Annotated in this window: 10 protein-coding genes; 3 read left to right on the forward strand and 7 right to left on the reverse strand. The window is 57.0% G+C overall.

The genetic code is table 11. The annotated features are described in order from the left end of the window. Nucleotides 1-266 precede the first annotated feature (266 nt). Both B30_RS14675 and B30_RS14680 read left to right on the forward strand, forming a co-directional pair. Entirely contained in the window at nt 267-2,456 is a 2,190-nt protein-coding gene (locus B30_RS14675; protein ID WP_009572902.1) for an NADP-dependent isocitrate dehydrogenase, read from the forward strand. Nucleotides 2,457-2,605: 149 nt separating this feature from the next. Continuing rightward, the gene (locus tag B30_RS14680; protein ID WP_009572903.1) at nt 2,606-4,687 is read left to right on the forward strand and encodes a methyl-accepting chemotaxis protein; all 2,082 of its coding nucleotides are present in this window, start codon (nt 2,606-2,608) and stop codon (nt 4,685-4,687) included. Between the two features lie 145 nt (nt 4,688-4,832). On the opposite strand, the gene B30_RS14685 is transcribed toward B30_RS14680, so the two are convergent. The 4 genes from B30_RS14685 to modB form a co-directional block, all read right to left on the reverse strand. After that, entirely contained in the window at nt 4,833-8,093 is a 3,261-nt protein-coding gene (locus tag B30_RS14685) for an efflux RND transporter permease subunit (RefSeq protein WP_009572904.1), read from the reverse strand. Further along, nucleotides 8,086-9,072 (reverse strand): efflux RND transporter periplasmic adaptor subunit, encoded by a 987-nt coding sequence (locus B30_RS14690; protein WP_009572905.1) that lies wholly within the window; start codon nt 9,070-9,072, stop codon nt 8,086-8,088. Before B30_RS14690 ends, B30_RS14685 begins: the two co-directional genes overlap by 8 nt. 134 nt (nt 9,073-9,206) lie before the next feature. Further along, nucleotides 9,207-10,331, reverse strand: coding sequence for a molybdenum ABC transporter ATP-binding protein (modC, locus tag B30_RS14695; protein WP_009572906.1), 1,125 nt, complete (start codon nt 10,329-10,331; stop codon nt 9,207-9,209). Then, the gene (gene modB / locus B30_RS14700; RefSeq protein ID WP_009572907.1) at nt 10,328-11,041 is read right to left on the reverse strand and encodes a molybdate ABC transporter permease subunit; all 714 of its coding nucleotides are present in this window, start codon (nt 11,039-11,041) and stop codon (nt 10,328-10,330) included. The genes modC and modB overlap by 4 nt, the downstream gene beginning before the upstream one ends. 379 nt (nt 11,042-11,420) lie before the next feature. On the opposite strand from modB, the gene B30_RS14705 reads away from it, so the two are divergent. Beyond that, nucleotides 11,421-12,104 (forward strand): sugar transferase, encoded by a 684-nt coding sequence (locus B30_RS14705; RefSeq protein WP_081583732.1) that lies wholly within the window; start codon nt 11,421-11,423, stop codon nt 12,102-12,104. 19 nt (nt 12,105-12,123) lie between these two features. On the opposite strand, the gene B30_RS14710 is transcribed toward B30_RS14705, so the two are convergent. From B30_RS14710 to B30_RS14720, 3 genes are read right to left on the reverse strand one after another with little or no spacing between them, the layout of a single operon-like run. Continuing rightward, nucleotides 12,124-13,539 (reverse strand): ArnT family glycosyltransferase, encoded by a 1,416-nt coding sequence (locus B30_RS14710; protein ID WP_009572909.1) that lies wholly within the window; start codon nt 13,537-13,539, stop codon nt 12,124-12,126. Further along, on the reverse strand, nt 13,514-13,819 hold the full coding sequence (locus tag B30_RS14715) for a lipid-A-disaccharide synthase N-terminal domain-containing protein (RefSeq protein ID WP_226946334.1): 306 nt from the start codon (nt 13,817-13,819) through the stop codon (nt 13,514-13,516). The genes B30_RS14710 and B30_RS14715 overlap by 26 nt, the downstream gene beginning before the upstream one ends. 16 nt (nt 13,820-13,835) lie before the next feature. Continuing rightward, nucleotides 13,836-14,576, reverse strand: coding sequence for a glycosyltransferase family 2 protein (locus B30_RS14720; RefSeq protein ID WP_009572911.1), 741 nt, complete (start codon nt 14,574-14,576; stop codon nt 13,836-13,838). Between the last annotated feature and the right edge of the window lie 99 nt (nt 14,577-14,675).

Genomic DNA, 14,675 nt, shown 5'->3' on the forward strand with positions numbered 1-14,675 from the left:
AGCGCTTCACAATCGGAATCACGCGTTTTACGGTGATGAAATGCGCATTAGCCTATTTTTTAATCAAAAGACTTTGACAAACCGGATCATAAGACGCCGTTTCCCGCCTCAATCCGCCATGCAATCCGCATTGTATACCTCGGGATACATTGACTTGAGACCCATACTCCGCTACCCGAAAGCCCAAGCGCAAAAGGGCAATTGCCCCAATGCAGAATCGCTGAAAAGCATCGCTTAAAGTGGCAGACCCACTAGTGGAGGACCCCATGGCCCAAGAGACCCCCGATATCATCTACACCATCGTAGACGAAGCCCCTGAACTCGCGCGTGGATCGCTTTTGCCGATCATCACCTCGTTCTCCGAAGCCGCAGGGATCAACGTCGAGACCCGCGATATTTCGGTCGCCGCCCGCATCCTCGCGCTCTTCCCGGATCTGCTTTCGGACGATCAAAAAGTGTCTGACGATTTGGCCGAACTGGGCGAGTTGGTGAAAACCCCCGAAGCCAACGTGATCAAGCTGCCGAACGTCTCCGCCTCCGTGCCGCAACTGGAAGCCGCAATCAAAGAATTGCAGGGCCAAGGCTACCCGATCCCGTCCTACCCCGCCGATCCGCAAACTGACGCAGAAAAGGCGATCCGCGCCAAATACGACACGATCAAAGGCTCCGCCGTGAACCCGGTTCTGCGCGAAGGCAACTCCGACCGTCGTTCCGCCAAAGCCGTGAAAGAATACGCCAAGGCCAACCCGCACCGCATGGGCAAATGGACCTCCGCATCCAAAACCACGGTCGCCTCGATGCCGGGCAACGACTTTTTCGCCAATGAAAAAGCCGCCACCATCACGGCTGCCCAATCCGGCGGTGCCAAGATCGTGTTTACCGCCAAAGACGGCACCGAGACCGTTCTGAAATCCGGTTTGAAATATGCCGAAGGCGAAGTGGTCGACGCGACATTCCTTTCCGCCAAGGCGCTGCGCGCCTATATCAAAGCCGAAATCGAAAGCATGGAGCCGGGCGTTTTGTTCTCCGTGCACCTCAAAGCCACGATGATGAAGGTCTCTGACCCGATCATCTTCGGTCACTTCGTGTCGGTTTATCTCGAAGATTTCATCGCCAAACACGGGGCCTCTCTGGATTGGAACCCGAACGACGGCATCGGTGAATTGGACAAACTGATCGCGGACAATGCCGAGATGAAAGCGGACCTCAAAGCCGCCCTTGACGCCCGTCCGCCACTTTACATGGTGAATTCTGACAAGGGCATCACCAACCTGCATGTGCCCTCCGACGTGATCATCGACGCCTCCATGCCCGCTGTGATCAAAGCCGGTGGCATCGGTTGGGGCCCGGACGGCAAAGCGGCTGACACCAAATGCTGCATCCCGGACAACTCTTACGCCTGCGTCTATGACGAGACGGTCGAGTATTTCAAAGAGACCGGCACGCTGGACGTCACCACCTGTGGTGCCGTGTCCAATGTTGGCCTGATGGCGCAAAAGGCCGAAGAATACGGCTCCCACCCGACCACCTTCGAAATGAAGGCAGACGGCAAAGTCGAGATCGTTTTGGACAACGGCGATGTCCTGCATTCCCACGCGGTTGAAGCGGGCGACATCTGGCGGTCCTGTACCGCGAAAAAAGCGCCGATCCTCGATTGGATTCAACTCGGCATCGAACGTTTTGACGCCACCGGCACCGGTGCCTTCTGGTTGGATGCCAACCGCGCGCATGATGCGGAGCTGATCAAATATGTCGAACCGGCGCTGAAAGCCGCAGGCAAAGACATCCCGATCATGGCCCCGCGCGAAGCCACCCGTTTCTCCTTTGTCGAGATGCGCAAAGGCAAAGACGTTGTGACCATCACCGGCAACGTGCTGCGCGATTATCTGACCGATCTGTTCCCGATCCTGGAACTGGGCACCTCGGCGAAAATGCTCTCCATCGTCAAATTGATGAACGGCGGCGGCATGTTTGAAACCGGGGCTGGCGGCTCTGCGCCGAAACACGTGCAGCAGGTGATCGAAGAAAACCACCTGCGCTGGGACAGCCTTGGCGAATTCTGTGCCTTGGGCGAAAGCTACGCGTTCTTGGCCGCCTCGCGTGGCAAAGCCAAAGCCGCCGTTTTGGCGACTGCTGTCGAAGAGGCGACCCAAAAGCTGTTGTTGAATGGCAAGTCGCCGGAGCGCAAAGTCGGTGAAAACGACAACCGCTCATCGCACTACTGGTTTGCGCGCTACTGGGCCGAAGCCTTGGCCGCTCAGTCCACCGATGCCGCTCTGGCTGCGCATTTCGCCCCGATTGCCAAAGAGTTGGTCGAGAAAGAAGAGATCATCCTGGACGAGTTGAAAATCTCCGAAGGTGAACCCGCCGATTTGGGCGGCTATTATCACGCAGATCCGGCCAAAGTCGCCTCTGTGATGCGCCCTTCGGCCACGCTGAACGCCATCATTGGTTGATCTAAGCAGCGGTTTTAAAACAGAAAGGGAGCCATCTTGGCTCCCTTTTTTAGTTTTTGGGCGCCTTAAACCCCTCCTTAAGGGATTGCCGATACTGTGCTGTCAGATCGTGGCGAACTCCCGCCATAAAGTGACGGCATAGGGCTCAAATGTTCAGTAAGTTTAAACGCACAAAATCTACGACACTCTCTCGTCCGACGGATGCGGCCCTTTTGACCGCCGTCGACAAAACCCATTTTATGCTCAACTGTACGCCAGACGGATTCATCCTCTCCGCCAACGCACAGTTCTGTCGTCGCATGGGATTTGATGAGACGTCGATTGTCGGCATCCCCTATAAAACCCTTGTCCGCAACAAAGATCACACCGAATGTGCCGCACTTTGGGCGGAACTCGCCAAAGATGAGCCGCACAATCAAATCATGCCGCGCCTCAATGCCTCGGGCGAAGAGGTTTGGCTTGATACCACCTATGTTCCGATCAAAGATGATCAGGGGGCCGTTGCTTATATTGCGATCATTGCCCGCGAAATTTCTGAAATGCATCTGCGCCGCCGTGACAACCGATCCAAAGAGGATGCGATCAAGCGCTCGATGGCGGTGATCGAATTTGACCTTCAGGGCAATATCCTCATCGCGAATGATCATTTTCTCTCTGCGACCGGCTATTCCATGGAGGAATTGAAGGGTCAACACCACAGCATTTTCATGCCAAAGGATGAGGTCAATACTCAGGCCTATCGTGACTTCTGGACCCGCCTCGGACAAGGCGCCTCCGAAAAGGGGCCGGTGAAACGCATTGCGAAAGACGGCTCGGTGGTCTGGCTTGAAAGCACCTATGAAACCCTGATCGACCCTGAAGGGCGCCCTTTTAAGGTGGTGAAATACGCTTTTGACATCACAACAGCCAAAAACATGGAAGCGGATGCACGCGGTCAAATCGACGCCATCCAAAAGGTTCAGGCCGTGATCGAATTCAATCCAGATGGCACAATCCGCCGCGCCAATGACAACTTTTGTCACGTCATGGGCTATGACGAATCCGAAATCATTGGCAAACACCACAGACTCTTCATCGACCCGGCCTATGCGGCGTCTTCTGACTATGCACAATTCTGGGCGCGTCTGAGATCGGGCGAAGCGCTCAGTGACGAATACGCGCGTCTTGGCAAAAACGGCCAACGCATCACCATCAAAGCCAGCTACAATCCGATCCGCAATGCGGCGGGACAAGTTGTGAAAGTCGTCAAATTTGCCGTCGACACAACCATCTACCGCCGCACCGCTGAAACCCTCATGGCAGGTCTTGATGCCTTGGCACATGGCAACCTGGCGGTACAACTCGACGCCGATCTGGGTGAATTCGATGACATTCGAAAAAATTTCAACATTGCCCTCTCGAAACTCAATCACACGATTGGCAGCGTGGCTGACAGCACGCAAATCATCAAAGCAGAATCCGACGCCATCGGCCATGCCACGGATGATCTTGCCCGACGCACGGAAGCCCAGGCGGCAACCCTCGAAGAAAGTGCCTCGGCCCTCGACGAGTTGGTGGCCTCTGTCACAGGCGTGGCAAACACTGCCGGTACGGTCCAGAGTCAATCCAAAGAAGCACAGGGTTACACAGTCCAAGCCGGCGATGTCGTGGATCGCGCTGTGAATGCAATGGACGAGATTGAAAACTCGTCGAAACAAGTCGCTTCGATCACCTCCGTCATCGACGACATCGCGTTTCAAACCAATCTTTTGGCTCTAAATGCCGGTGTGGAAGCTGCGCGTGCAGGCGATGCGGGGCGTGGCTTTGCCGTGGTTGCCTCGGAAGTTCGCGCCTTGGCGCAGAGGTCGTCAGATGCCGCGCGTGAAATCGCAACGCTCATTGACACATCGAACCGTCAGGTCGCGAATGGCGTTGATTTGGTCCGCGAAGCCGGGGCCGCCCTTGGCCGTATTCGTGAAGCCGTCGAGAAAATCAATCACGGGATCGAGCAGGTCGCAACCTCAACAACGGAACAGGCCACCGGCCTTGGCGAATTAAGCTCGGCAATCAACCAGCTTGACCAAACCACACAACAAAACGCCGCCATGTCGGAAGAAACCAACGCCGCAACAGTCAGCTTGCAAAACAACATTGCCGCGATGGAACAAGACGTCAGCTTTTTCTCGGTGCAAGACACTCAGAGCAGTGCAAGTGTCAAACCATTTGAGGTTGGGTTGTCCCGTAGCGCGTAGCGCGTTTCACGGACAGTTCCGGCGAGGCTCATAAGGCTGACATCGTTCGTGGTATCAGGCAAAAGAGGGGGCGTATTACGCCCCCTCTTTATTTCCTATTCCTGATTGAGAACCATGTGACCTCGCGCAGGGCTGGTTCCGCCCATCACATTTTGAAAATGCGATAGATGGCTGGGATAACCAGCACGGTCAGTGCCGTCGAAGACAACAGCCCAAACAAGAGCGAAATCGCCAGACCTTGGAAGATCGGGTCCACCAAAATCACCGCCGCCCCAATCATCGCGGCAATCGCGGTCAACAGGATCGGCTTGAACCGCGTGGCCCCTGCTTCGATGAGAATTTCAAGCGTCACATTGCCTTGATCATCGGCGTTGCGAATGAAATCGACCAAGAGGATCGAGTTTCGCACAATGATCCCCGCCAAAGCGATGAAGCCAATCATCGACGTGGCCGAAAACGGCGCCCCAAACGACCAGTGCCCGATCATGATCCCCAAAAAGGTCAATGGCACCGGCGTCAGGATCACCAAGGGCAAGCGGAACGAGCCAAACTGAGCCACCACGAGGATGTAAATCCCCAAAAGCGCCACACCGAACGCCGCCCCCATGTCGCGGAAGGTGATCCAAGTCACCTCCCACTCGCCATCCCACAACAAGGTCGGATGCTCGGTTTGCGACGGTTGACCATGCAGCGAAATCTCAGGCTTCGTCCCCTCCGGCCAGTCCATCGCATCCAACTTATCCGCAACAGCCATCATGCCATAAAGCGGCGCTTCATATTCACCGGCGAGTTCGGCCTGAACCATCACCACATCGTAGCCATTGTGACGGAAAATCGGAAAGGAAGTTTGTTCCTCGGTGATTTGAACCACATCGCCCAGCTCCACCACGCCACGCCCACCGGGCAATGCATTGGCTGGCACCGGGGTGGACAGTGTTTCGGCATCCAAAACCCGATCCGCACGATCACGTCCGATTACAATCGGGATCGGGCGGCGGCCTTCGCCCCGGTGCGAATAGCCCACCGTGGTATAACTGTTCAAAAGTTGAAGCGTCTGCGCGGCATCGGTTTCATTGACCTGATAAAAGTTCAAATCAGACGGCTGCATTTCGGCCCGGATGCGCCGTGCCTGAACCCCGAAATTATCATCGGTATCGACGATGAAATCGACATCTTCAAAGGCGTCGCGCACCTTGCCTGCAACTGCACGCCGGGTTTCGCCATCGGGGCCATAGATTTCGGCCAGAAGCGTCGAAATCACCGGCGGTCCAGGCGGAGGTTCGACCACTTTCATCGCGGTGCCAGGCGGTACAGTGATACCCTCAAGGATTATTTCCCGCAGTTCGAGCGCGATATCATGCGAGGTCCGGTCACGTTCGGTTTTCGGCAAAAGTTTGAGTTGCACCTCGCCCATTTCCGGGTTTTCGCGCAAATAGTAATGCCGCACGAGACCGTTGAAGTTGAAGGGGGCGGAGGTGCCCGCATGGGTCTGGGCCGACATCACTTCAGGCAGGCCCATGGCGAGGCGCGCCGCCTGTTGGACAATCGCATCCGTGGCCTCGACAGATGCGCCTTCCGGCAAATCGACCATGATGGCCAGTTCGGATTTGTTGTCAAAGGGCAGCAATTTGACCGTGACGTCTTTGGTATACAGCGCGCCGAGCGAGCCAAAAGACAGCACGATCACTGCCAACAAAAACATCCAAGCGACTTTTTTCGACGCCAAAACGGGCCGCGCAATGGAGGCGTAAAACTTGCCCAATGTGCCACCGGGAAACGCGCCCTCTTCGTCGTGATGAAGATCCGCGCGTCCTGCGATTTTCAACATCAACCAAGGCGTGATCATCACCGCCACGAAAAAGGAAAAGATCATCGCAGCCGAGGCATTGGCCGGGATCGGGGACATATATGGCCCCATCAACCCCGAGACAAAGAGCATCGGCAACAGCGCCACGACCACCGTCAACGTGGCCACGATGGTCGGATTTCCAACCTCAGCCACGGCGGCAACCGCGGCGCCAAACCGGTTCTGACCCGGCTTTTTCATGCCCCAATGACGGGCGATGTTTTCGATCACCACAATGGCGTCATCGACCAAAATCCCGATGGAGAAAATCAGCGCAAACAGCGACACCCGGTTGAGCGTATAGCCCATGATATAGGCGGCAAAGAGGGTCAAAAGGATGGTGACCGGGATCACGATGGCGACCACAACGGCCTCGCGCCAACCGATGGCGATCAACACCAAAATAACGATGGAGACGGTCGCAAGCCCCAGGTGAAACAGCAATTCATTGGCTTTTTCATTGGCGGTTTCGCCGTAATCGCGGGTCACTTCGATGCTGACGCTGTCGGGAATGATGCTGCCTTCCATCTCGGACACACGGGCCAAAACCTCTTCGGCCACAGTCACCGCATTGGCCCCCGCGCGCTTGGCAATGGCCAAGGTCACGGCGGGGCGGCGGACGATCTCGGCGCTCATGTCGATCGCGGCATGGCCGCCTTCGACCCCGCTGTCGACCCCCGCGCGCGTCAGGGTCGCCACATGTTTTTCGTCCAGATCGGAGACAAACCCAACATCAGCCACATCGCGGACATAGACCGTGCGGCCATCGCGGGCGGTGAGTTCGAGGTTGCCGATTTCTTCCGGCGTGGTCAGGGTTTTGCCGATAATCAGGCCAATTTGGTCGCCACCATCGCGCAGCAAACCCGCCGGGGATGAGGCGTTTGCGCTCTGCACTTTGCCTGCAAGCTGTTGTAAGGTAATACCATAAAGCGCCAGTTTTTCCGGCGAGGGGGCAACACGAAGCGCCTCTTCGGTGCCGCCAATCACATAGGTGAGACCGACGTTTTCGATCCGGGCGAGGCGCACTTCAACCTCTTTGACGATCCGGGTGAGATCAGAAGGCATCATGCCTTCATTCCCTTCAGCAGGGCTAAAGGTCAGCGCGACAATCGCCACGTCATTGATGCCCCGGCCCACGACCAAGGGTTCGGGAATACCGACCGGGATACGGTCGAGATTGGCCATGATTTTATCGCGCACCCGCAGGATGGCTGTGTCGGACGACACGCCGACCATGAAGCGCGCAGAGACCATAACGTGATCATCGCGGCTGTCCGAATAGACATGTTCGACCTGATCAATGCCTTTGACGATGGTCTCCAACGGCTCGGTCACGAGTTTGAGCGCATCCTGCGCCTTAAGCCCAGAGGTATCGACATGAATGTCGACCATGGGTACGGAGATCTGCGGCTCCTCTTCGCGTGGCAAAGACACCAGCGCGATCATGCCCACGGCCAAAGAGGCCAAGAGAAACAAGGGGGTGAGCGGGGAGAGAATGAATGTACGGGTCAAACGCCCGGCGAGGCCGAGCGCACCCGAGGGACCGTGCGGATTATTCATGAGACGTCACCACCACATCGCCAGCGGTCAACCCGCTTAGAATTTCGACCCAAACAATGCCGTCTGCTTCAACCCGATTGCCAGGAACGACCACACGGTCCGAGGGGCCGGATGGCAGTTCGACGGAAACGAAATCAAGCCCACCAGATTGGGTCAGCGCGGTTTCAGGGACCAAAAGCCCGTCGTGGCTGCCCACCGGCAAGCGCACTTGAACCCGACGGCCGACAAAGGTGGTCTCAAGGTCTTCGACCTCGACATCGGCTTGCACCCGACCGCCCTCAATCAGTGGATAGATTTTGGCAAGCGTGCCGGATGTGGCGGTGCCTGCTTCGGTGATTTCGATGGTGTCGCCCTGTTTGAGCGTATCGGCGTAACGTTCGGAGACACCAAGACGTAAGAACGCACCGCCTGCGCCGATGGTTGCGACCTCTTCACCGGCAAACACGACGCCGCCTTTGGACACCGGCACGGAGAGCACCAAACCCGCCTCGGGCGCCAGCACTTCGCCTTCTTCGATCTGACGTGCTACGACTTGGCGTTCGGATTTCAGGCTGGTGATCTGACTTTCGAGCACATTCACGTTGGTTTGCAAGGCTTGCAGGCTTTGGTTGGAAATCACCCCGCGTTCCGAGAGGGATTGTCCGCGCTCCAGATCGGCCTGAGCCTGATCCAATTGCGAACCAAAAGCGTCGAGCTGGGCGTCGATACCTTCGATTTGGAACAACAGTTTGGTGTCTTCGATGATGGCGACCCGTTGACCAGCCTCAACCATATCGCCTTCGGTCACATCGAGCGCGGAAATCGTTCCGCCAATCCGGGCGCGGGCGGGGACGCGATCGCGGGTTTCAACCTCGGCATAAACCGGTTTCCATTCGATGACCGCCTGTGGGGTCACAGTCAAAGTCTCGCCAAAGGCGGGGTCAATGGCCAGAAAACTTCCGGACATCAGCGGTAAGATGAGCATTAGGGTGCGGCGCATAAGGTCCTCATTTCGGTTCTGTGAGTGTCATCACATAATATTCAATTTTTTGCATATGTAGCAAATCATATGCCATGTGCAAGCGCAGCTTGGTCTTTGAGTAGGAGAAAATAAGCAATCTGTCACGGATTACTCTATTTTCCGTCCCTCACCTCGCCTGCCCCAAGCGGCACCGCACCACGCGCCACTGTTTGACGCGCAATCGAGACGGATTTAATCACAGCGTGACAAGGCATACCTTGTTTTAGGTCAAGAGCGGCGGCGGAACGTTTGGTCACCCGCGCCAAAACCACACCCGCAGGTGTTGCGAGCGAAACCATGACCCCCGGCCCCTCGCCCATGCGGATTTGCGCGATGGTTCCGGGCATAATATTGAGTGCCGAAAGCCCCTTTGGACGCGCGGGCGACAAGATCACATCCTGCGCCGCAATTCTCAGGCGGACCTGCGCGCCGAGGACCGCGTCCAATGTGGGCAAAAACAACGGCACGCCCCCGGCGGACAGTTCGGTCAGACCATCCGCATGATGCGCCTGCACCCGCGCCGGAATAAGCGCCCCCGCGCCATGCACACCTGCGGGCATGAGGTTTGGATCGCCAAGGATTTCAACTGCCCCGCCCTGCCCCGTGACGCGCCCGGCCTCAAAGGCCACCACGGTTGTCGCCAGACGCGCGACCTCGGCGGGGCTGTGACTGACATAGAGGATCGGGATAGAAACCTCATCGCGAAGCCGTTCAAAATATGGGAGAATTTCGTCTTTTCGCGCCTCATCAAGTGCGGCCAGAGGTTCATCGGCCAAGATCAAATCCGGCCCGGACAGCAGCGCACGACCAATGGCGACCCGTTGCTGTTCACCGCCAGACAACCCGGCTGGACGCCGATCTAACAAATGTCCGATGCCCAGCATCTCGACCATCTGTGCCACCTCAGCCTCGGGCACATCGCGGGCGGAAAATCGGCGGCCATAGTCGAGATTTTGCCGCACAGACAGATGCGGAAACAACCGGGCATCTTGGAAAATCGTGCCGATCCGACGTTTGTGCGGCGGCAAGCAAATCCCCGCCCCGGTGTCGCACAACACCCGGCCATTGATCACCACCCGCGCCTCATCCGGGGCAAACAGCCCGGCAATCGCGCGTATCACCGTGGATTTGCCGGAGCCCGACCGACCAAACAGTGCCGTCACACCCGAGGGCACATCAAATTGCGCCTCAAGGGCAAACCCCTGAAACTGGTGACGGAGCTGAACCGAAATGCTCATGCGCCACGCCCCCGTTTGGCCATACGCCGGGCCAAAAACTCAGACAGGATCAACGCCCCCATCGCCAAAACAATCGAAATCATCACCAATCTGAGGGCCGCGCTTTCACCGCCGGGCACTTGTAGGAACGCGTAGATGGCCGAGGGCAGCGTGCGGGTTTGACCAGGAATGTTGGAGACAAAGGTGATCGTCGCGCCAAATTCGCCCAAAGCCTTGGCAAAGGCCAAAACCACTCCGGCGAGCACACCGGGCAAGGCCAAGGGCAACGTCACGGTCCAAAACACCCGGATCGGTGAGGCTCCGAGCGAGGTGGCGGCCTCTTCCAATTTGGGATCAACCGCCTCAATGGACAGGCGGATCGCCCGCACCATCAAAGGAAAGCCCATAATCGCTGCCGCCAAAGCGGCACCACTCCAGCGAAAGGCCAAGACAATCCCGATCTCTTGGAGCGCCGCGCCAAACGGCGCGCGCGCACCAAAGGTCATCAACAACAGATAGCCGGTGACCACCGGGGGTAGAATCAGCGGCAAATGCACAAAACCATTGAGAATTTCGCGCCCCGCAAACCGCCACCGCGCCAAAGCATAGGCCACAAATACCCCCAAAGGCAGGCTGAGAAGCGCCGCCCAAAAGGCCACTTTGAGAGACAGGGCCACGGCCTGCCATTCCGCAGCGCCCAAGCCGAACCAATGTGCCACCTGCTCGGTCATTTGTCCTCCGTCATCGCCACAGCCCCATTTGTATCAACCGCGTGTCAGCCGACACCAAGCAAGACTGACCTCAGGCCTCGTATTCATCCGATCCCTATCAGTTCTCCCCTTGTCACGGAAATTCGCCCCATAATGGTTGGCAGGCACCAAAGTGCAAGCCCCCTCAGGGCTTTGTGCCCTGTCGCCATTTTCCCAATGATCGCGTAAAACCGTCTGAAAATCGGCAATTTTTTGCGGCTTAAAAATAAAAATGCCACATAAATCTACGCTTATGCCATTAAACCGTGATACTAAGTCGCGGGACTGTTATCCCCGTGAAAAGAATCGTGCATCGGCACGGTTGATATTATGTTTACTGTACACGTCGCGGGGGGCGGAAATGTCCATTTTATCAAAAGGAAATTCGCAGTTTTCAAAGGGGGTCCGTCCCGCGCCTCCTCAGTCGGGAATTTTGTATCGAAAGGGTGGCAAGCGCGCTTTTGATTTGCTGCTCGCCGCCACAATGACTCCGTTCATTTTGCCGGTGATCCTGATGCTCGCCTTTTTGGTGCGTCTCGACGGCGGGCCTGCCTTTTATATGCAGCGCCGGGTTGGCCGAAACGGAAAATTATTCCAGTTTTATAAACTGCGCTCGATGCGTCAGAACGCCGATGAGCTTTTGGAACGGTTGTGCCGTGAGGACCCCGAGATCGCGGAAGAATGGCATAAATATCAGAAATTGCGACATGATCCCCGGATCACCAAAGTCGGACGGTTCATTCGCGCCACAAGTTTGGATGAGTTGCCGCAGCTTTTGAACGTGATCAAAGGTGACATGAGTTTTGTCGGCCCGCGTCCATTTATGACCAGTCAACAAATGCTCTATGAGGCGGCCAATGGCTGGGCTTATTTTGAAATGCGACCCGGCATCACCGGTGTTTGGCAAATTTCAGGGCGCGGCGAGACCAGTTTCACCGATCGCGTCCGCTACGATCATCTGTATTACAAACGCCTGAGCCTGCGCACGGATGTGGCGTTGATCGCGCGCACGGCCGGGGTCGTTTTGAAACAAACCGGGCACTGAGCGCCCCAAGCCTCAGCGATTATTTGGCAAACAAACACCCGGCGTCCACACGGGTTGCATGCAGCTCAGTGGTCGACCATGTGCCGTCACGCACCAACCCGTCCAAAGCGTCCCCCGGACAGGGGATGTCGCCTAAGGACACCACCAAGACAGGACCGGCTATATCCTCTGGCAACGCGAAATTTTGCGCATAATAGCTCGACGGACGCCCCGTTTCGGGCGTGGCATAAAGGGCCACGTCACGATCGCGGCCCGTATAAAACAGATCGGCCAAGATGTCTCGATTTGAAGTCACGACGGGCAGATCCTCACGCTCGGCCAAGGTAAGTATGCTCTCGGAAAGGGCATGACGGCCAAGATAGCGGTTCAAAAGCGGCCTGTCCCCTGACATCGGCCAAGGCGCAAGGATGAGTAAGACCGGGAGCGCCACAGCCAAAATGCCATTGAGCGCAAGGGCGGCAATGCGGCCCCAACGTGGTAAGACCATCACCACCAAAACTGTGCCGGCAAAATAAGTGGCAATCGCCCAATTGGCATAGGCTTTGTCCATAAGCGCCTGAACAGAAACGACAAAAATAGCGGGGATCGACAAGAGCACAAGGGCGCGATGGGCCTGGGTGCGCGGGCGCAGATATGCCCAGATCAGCGCCGCCATCGTGATCACACCAAAGACTCCGAACTGGCTGCCAAGGAACGTCAGGAGTGAGCCAAGGTCGAATTTTGCGCCATGACGCACCCACCCGGCATTGTCCATCGTGTGCGATACTGTGGTCAGATCATGCGACAGGTTCCACATGACATTGGGAGAAATCACCAGGGCAAAGCCCGCGATCATCACCGCAAGATTGCGCCAACCGGGACGCAGCATGGGCACAAAGATCATCGCCAACCCGGCCCCCGCCAAAATGTAAACGGCGGCATATTTCGCCATAAAGGCCAGCCCTGCGAACAGGCCGACCGCCAACGCATCCGAGGCGCGGCGGGTGTCGGCGGTGCGGAACAGAAACAAAAGCGCGGCGGCATAAAACGGCGCCATGATCGTATCGGTCGAGATCATCACCGAACCGAGGCTGACAAAGGGCAGCGAGAGATAGAGCGCCACGGTCCAAAGCGCGGCGGCGCGTCCGATCAATCGCGCGGCCAAGGCACCCAAGATCAAAGCCGTGATGCCATGCAACACCGCGCCGGGCATCCGCACCCAAAACGCTGCATCGGACCCAGCCAGATCGGTGACCAAACGGATCACCCAACCGATCAGAGGCGGTTTGGAATAATATCCGAAATCAAGATTTTGGCCCCAAAACCAATATTGAACCTCATCCACGAACAGGTCTGTTTGATCAAAGGCAAGTGCCAAAAGCCGCAGGCCAACGGCCACGACCACAAGGATCAGAGCGGTTGGAAGCCACTCATTCAGACGGGGTGGGTTGGGCACGTCGTTTTGCATAAATCAGCCAAAGGTTGCGGGCGTAGATAAAGACGCCGAGGGCCTGCCCCAGAATGAACACAGGGTCACGCCGATAGAGCGCATAGGCCAGAAGCATCACGCCGCCGATCAAGGAAAAGTACCAAAAGGCGACCGGCATGACGCTGTCTTTGGCGCGCTCTGAGGCGATCCATTGCAACAAGAACCGCGCTGTGAACATGAGCTGCGCGGCCAGTCCAAAAACCACCCACCACAGCTCGACAACGCTGTCGACATGAAGCATATTCATCAGCATTTGCATAGGGTTAGCCTCGATTTTCGGAACGGGTAACTTCGGTGGGCATGGCTTTTTTACGGCGTTTCAAAAGCCATGCCACCCCGATCAGATCAATCGCACCGACAAGCGCGCGCTGAAAGTTGGAATAATGCGAGCGCCCGCCGCCGCGCGCCGCATGGGACACGTCGACATGGGCGATGGTCCAGCCATCGCGGGCAAACAGCGCAGGCAAATAGCGGTGCATGTGATCGAAATAGGGCAGCGCCAAAAAATCATCGCGGCGAAAGGCCTTGAGGCCGCAACCAGTGTCACGGGTGCCATCTTTGAGAAGTTTCGCCCGCAGCGCATTGGCGAATTTCGAAGCGTAGCGTTTGGACCAAGTGTCTTGCCGCGCCACGCGTTGACCGGCGACAAGCCCGATCTTCGCACTGTTCGGCCCCTTGAAAGGTGCCAACATATTGGGGATTTCCGACGGTGGGTTTTGACCATCGCCATCAAGGGTACAAATATAGGTGCCCCGCGCGGCGCGCACACCGGAATGCACGCCCGCCGACTGACCGCCGGAACGGTCGTGACGGATCACCCGAAGCTCGGACATCTGCGTCATGCGGCGGGCAAGGATGTCGGCCATGCCATCATCAGAGGCGTCGTCGATGACAATCACTTCCCACGGGCCAATGGAGGCACAGGCTTGCGCAATGCCATCGAGCAAAGCCTCGATGTTTTCGGCCTCATTGCGGGCGGGAATGATGATGGAAGTGTCGCACATATCTCGTACTCAAAGCCTTTTTCCGTTCACGCGGTCCATCGCTGTGCGATTAAAGGAGCGCTGCCTTGATGTAAAGAGCAAGCCCCTTTGGATGGGGGA

This window comes from Celeribacter baekdonensis B30 (assembly GCF_000299875.1).
Taxonomy (GTDB): domain Bacteria; phylum Pseudomonadota; class Alphaproteobacteria; order Rhodobacterales; family Rhodobacteraceae; genus Celeribacter; species Celeribacter baekdonensis_A.